The 4,169-nt window shown below is 58.0% G+C and carries 4 protein-coding genes; all 4 read left to right on the top strand.

Annotated elements, in window-relative coordinates; translation table 11 throughout:
• Positions 1-1,190 (top strand): PEP-utilizing enzyme (locus V6C07_RS03075; protein WP_333534913.1); only part of this gene is annotated, 1,190 nt, incomplete at its 5' end.
• A gap of 2 nt (positions 1,191-1,192) precedes the next feature.
• Positions 1,193-2,896 carry a sensor histidine kinase gene (locus V6C07_RS03070; protein ID WP_333534912.1) on the top strand — a complete coding sequence of 568 codons (1,704 nt, stop codon included), beginning with the start codon at positions 1,193-1,195 and terminating at the stop codon, positions 2,894-2,896.
• 155 nt (positions 2,897-3,051) lie between these two features.
• A complete protein-coding gene (locus tag V6C07_RS03065) occupies positions 3,052-3,432 on the top strand; it encodes a response regulator (RefSeq protein ID WP_333534910.1) in 381 nt (126 codons plus the stop codon).
• Between the two features lies 1 nt (position 3,433).
• Positions 3,434-4,169: PEP/pyruvate-binding domain-containing protein (locus V6C07_RS03060; RefSeq protein WP_333534909.1), on the top strand; the 736-nt coding region annotated here is incomplete at its 3' end.

Below are 4,169 nucleotides of genomic sequence, written 5' to 3'. Positions count from 1 at the left end.
GGTGGGAAGAGGCCCGGCGTTTTCCCGCTGGCGGCATTCTTGTTGTGCCTGACGACAATTATCGTTGGGGCGCGTTGATGGACCGCGCCGCAGGCATTATAGCCGAAGAGGGCCTGCCCGGTTCGCGGCTGGCGTCACTGGCGCGCGAGTTTGGCAAGCCGGCCATTTTCGGACTGGATAACGCAACGGAAATTTTAAAAAGCGGGCAGCGCATTACACTTTGCTCGGACGTCTGTCAGGTTTATGTGGACAGGCTGGAATCCCTGCTGCCCAACGTGCCGCCGGGGCGCGACTATATGCCCGGCAGTCCTGTGTACCGCATTCTGCAAAAGGCGTCGGCGCGTATACTGCCTTTGACCATGGATGTGGACAGCCCCGAGTTCAGGGCCTCCAACTGCCAGACATACCACGATATTGCCCGCTATTGCCATGAACGGGCCGTGAGCGCCATGTTCAGCCTTGGCGCGGAGAAAAAATACGCGCCGCAACGGGTAAAACAGTTGCGCGACAAGGTGCTCAAGCAATTCTGGGTGGTGAACCTCAGTGACGGTTTTGCCGTCACGCCTCCCGGCCCGGTCATTGATATCGAGCAGATCGCGTCGGTTCCCATGCGCGCCCTCTGGCACGGCATGAACGCCTATCCCTGGCAGGGACCGCCGCCTGTGGACGGCAAGGGTTTTCTTTCTGTGCTGTTTGAGGCCACGGCCAACCCCAATCTGGACCCGGCCGCGCAGACCGCGTATTTTTCTGAAAAAAACTATTTTATGATATCGCGCGACTATTGCAGTCTGCATTCGCGTTTCGGTTTTCATTTTGTCTCGGTAGAGGCGCGCCTTGGCGAGCGCACCCCCGAGAACTACCTTACCTTTCACCTGCGGGGCGGCGCGGCCAATATTGAGCGGCGCATCCTTCGTGTGCGTTTTGCGGCTGAAATTTTATGGGAATTCGGCTTTGCCCCCATGGTGCGCAATGATGCGGTCAGCGCCACCCTCAAGGGCATGGATCGTGAAGAAGGCGAACTTTTGCTGGCAGTGGCGGGGTATATGACCATTCATACCCGGCAGCTGGACATGATCATGCAGGATGCGGCCCAGGTGGCTGCCCGGCGCGAGGAAATGCTGGAACACTGCCGCCTGCTGTTCAAGGGCGAAAAATTGCCGCAGACCGCAACCGGCGTGGAGGAGGCGTAGCCATGTCAGCAGTCGCTCCCGCAGCCCATCGCGGGTACAAGGTCATATACCGCCGCCTGCTCGTAACCCTGCTGCTTATGGCGCTTACGCCCCTGGTGGCTCTGGGGCTGTTCTGTCTGGACAGGCTGAGCGCCATTTATGATGAAAAAATCAGTGCGGGCATCGAGGCTGTGGCCAGCAGCAAACACCGCGCGCTGGATACCTTTATGGTGGAGCGCGTCGCCCAGATAAAAAATCTGGCTTTCACCCACCCCTATGCCGACCTGAGCAACCCAACACGACTGAGCGACATTTTCAGCGTCATGCAGAGCAACAGTCGCTCCTTTGTGGATGTGGGCGTTATCGGCATGGATGGCCGCCACGTTTCCTATGTGGGCCCGTATGAGCTTAGCGGCAACAATTATTCAGACACTCCCTGGTTCAGAGAAGTGCTGCGCAAGGGCGTGTATGTGAGCGATGTTTTTATGGGCTACAGAAATGAACCCCATTTCATCATTGCGGTGCTGCGGCATGAGGGAGGGCGCAGTTACATCGTGCGGGCCACCATTGATATGGACGCTATGGGAGCCTTGTTGCGCCGTGTGTATTCCGGCCCGCACAGTGATGCCTTTCTGGTCAACGCCAGGGGCGAACTGCAGACAGACTCGCGCTATCACGGCAAAAGCATGAGCAGGTTCGGCGTACCCCTGCCGGACCTGAGCCGCAAGAGCGTGTCCACGCAGCACCTGACCACATCAAAAGGGCAGGAAATGCTGGCCGCCATGATGCCTCTGGAATCCATGCCTTGGGCGCTTGTGGTACTGGACGACGTACGTGACAGCCTGCAGCCGTTGCGGCAACTCAAGGCATTGATTGTTTTTTTCATGATTCTCGGCAGCGGGCTTATCTGCATGGGGGCCGAACTTTGCACCCGGCGGCTTGTGGCTTCGCTTGAAGAGTCTGACCAGAAGCAGGCCCATATTGATGCCCGCATGCTTCAGTCCAGCAAGATGGCGGCCCTTGGAAAAATGGCCGCGGGCGTGGCCCATGAGGTAAACAATCCCCTGATGCTCATTCAGGAAAATGCGGGCTGGATACGCGACCTGCTGGACGACGAAAAGCCCGAAACCATGAAAAATTATCAAGAGATACTTGAAAGTACAGAGAAAATTGACCAACATGTCAAGCGCGCCAAGGGCATTACCCAGCGCATGCTCGGCTTTGGCCGCCGCATGAACCCCGGTCGCACGGAAATACTGATCAATTCCCTGACGGATCAGGCGGCTGAAATGCTCAAAACAGAAGCCACCAGCCGCAATATCAACATTGTCAGGGAATACGATCCGCAAGTGCCGGTCATTCTGTCTGACCCCGCGCAGCTTGAACAGATTTTTATCAATATTATCGATAATGCCATTGACGCCATCGGCAAAAACGGCACGCTCACCATCCGCACCCTTGCCTGGAAGAAGGGTGTTCGCATATTGTTTAACGACAGCGGCCCCGGCATGGATCAGGAAACCATAACCCGTATTTTTGATCCCTTTTTTACTACCAAGAAGGTGGGCGAGGGGACGGGCCTTGGACTGGCTATCTGTTATACCATACTTGAAAAACTGGGCGGCCGCATTGAGGTGCAGAGCCGATTGGGCGAGGGAACCACCTTCAGTGTGACCCTGCCCGCCGAACCGCCACAGCTTCCGCCGGAAGACGGCCTGACGGCCTGAGGGCGTTTTGGCGACTGAAAAAGTTGATGCTGGCCGGGGGAGTGCCACGGCTTGCCAGAATATGCGCTCCGGCGCCATTTGCTGCACGAGACACGTCATCGGTATCGGCCCTGGCTTGGCCTGGCCGAGACTTTGCCTGAAACCGAGGAGGCCCCATGCGCGCGCTGTTTGTGGACGACGAACTGGAATTTCTTGAACTCATGCAAAAACGCCTTGCCCGGCGCGGAATGGAAGTGGTCACGGCGCCCGATGGGCAGACAGCGCTGAGCATGGTGGAAGAAAACCTTGTTTCCGGCGGCGAACCTTTCAATATTGTGGTGATGGACGTGCGCATGCCCGGCATGGACGGGCTTGAAACCCTGCGCCACATGAAGCAGAAATGCCCCGGCCTGCCCGTCATACTGCTTACGGGGCATGCCTGCATGGGGGTGGCAGTGGAAGGGCTTGATCTTGGCGCATATGATTACATGCTCAAGCCCGTAGCCATCAGCGAACTTATCATAAAAATGGAGGAAGCGGTTCGCTCCGCTGTGTAAGATGGCGCTCCTCAAGTTTTTGCGGCACTGGATAGGGCGGGATCAGCCCGGGGAACCAGACCCGGAGGAACTGGCCCGTGAGGAAGAACTGAAGGCGCGACTGCGTGAGCGTTGCGCGCGCTTCCGTCGTCTGCTCTCTGCCAACAAGCGCGCCCTTGAAGCCATGAGCGAGGTGGAAGACCGCCTGCACGGCGCAAAACCTTTCGGCATGGACTATGTGCATGCCGTCAGCACCAGGGCCGTCACTGCGGTTTTTCAGATGGTGCGCGAGTTGAACGCGCTTTCCGGCAATGCCTACGCCGGCCTGCTGGAACCTTTTGGCCGTATCCGCGCCCAGATGGAGGCTTTGCTGGAAGAGCCGCCCCATCAGGACGGTCCCCTTATCCTGCATCTTGACCAGATAAGCCTGAGCGACCTTACCCTTGTGGGGGGTAAAATGGCAAATCTGGGCGAAGTGGCCGCCAATGCCGGACTTTCCGTGCCAGACGGTTTTGCCGTGACTGTCAGCGCCTACTACCGGTTTATGGAATATAACGGCCTTCAGAGCGAATTGAACCGGCTTATTCAGGCCACGGACATGCAGAGCCTTGAGCAGGTTTTCAGTCTGGCCGCCGCCCTGCAAAAGGCCGTGCTCACGGCTCCTCTGCCTCCCGAACTCGAAGACGCCATTACTCAAGCCGTGGAGGCCATGCGCGCCAAGGCCGGCCCCGGTCTCAAGCTGGCCCTGCGCAGCAGCG

The sequence above is a fragment of the Desulfovibrio sp. 1214_IL3152 genome (assembly GCF_036763055.1).
Classification (GTDB): Bacteria; Desulfobacterota; Desulfovibrionia; order Desulfovibrionales; family Desulfovibrionaceae; genus Desulfovibrio.
Note: the sequence above shows the minus strand (reverse complement) of the source record. Positions and strands in the feature narration are given on the sequence as shown.

Coding starts and splice junctions, on each gene's coding strand:
- V6C07_RS03070 (WP_333534912.1), top strand. CDS start 1,193: ATGTCAGCAGTCGCTCCCGCAGCCCATCGCGGGTACAAGGTCATATAC.
- V6C07_RS03065 (WP_333534910.1), top strand. CDS start 3,052: ATGCGCGCGCTGTTTGTGGACGACGAACTGGAATTTCTTGAACTCATG.